Source organism: Type-D symbiont of Plautia stali (assembly GCF_001485335.1).
Lineage (GTDB): Bacteria > Pseudomonadota > Gammaproteobacteria > Enterobacterales > Enterobacteriaceae > Pantoea > Pantoea vagans_C.
Map to the genome: position 1 here is coordinate 1 of NZ_BBOC01000211.1, position 433 is coordinate 433.

The window sequence follows — 433 nt, forward strand, 5'->3', positions numbered from 1 at the left end:
AGCGAAGCCGACGACGAACATCGGACGCAGGACTTTACCCTGATGAACGACCTGGCGGTTGCGCTGCGGGAAGACAGAGGCCTGTGGCTCGCCTTCCAGCCCAAAATCTGCCTGCACACCGGCCGCCCGGTGGGGCTGGAGGCGCTGGTACGCTGGCGCCATCCGGTACGGGGCGAACTCTCACCCGCCCTCTTCGTGCCGCTGGCCGAGCAGACCGAGCTGCTCAGCGCGCTGACGGCCTGGGTGACCGACCGCGCTATCGCGCGCCTTGCCCGCCTGCGCAACAGCTGCATCCAGCTTCCGGTAACCATCAATATCAGCAGCAGGGACTTCTCCCGCGAGGGCTTTGCCGACGCGCTGGAGGCAAAGATGCTGAAGGCAAAACTGCCCACTGCGCTGCTGGGCATTGAGTGCCTGGAGACCGAGCGCATCA

At 65.8% G+C, this 433-nt stretch carries 1 protein-coding gene; it reads left to right on the forward strand.

Annotation, left to right across the window (positions count from 1 at the left end; genetic code table 11):
• Positions 1-433: EAL domain-containing protein (locus tag PSSD_RS26030; RefSeq protein ID WP_153011540.1), on the forward strand; the 433-nt coding region annotated here is incomplete at both ends.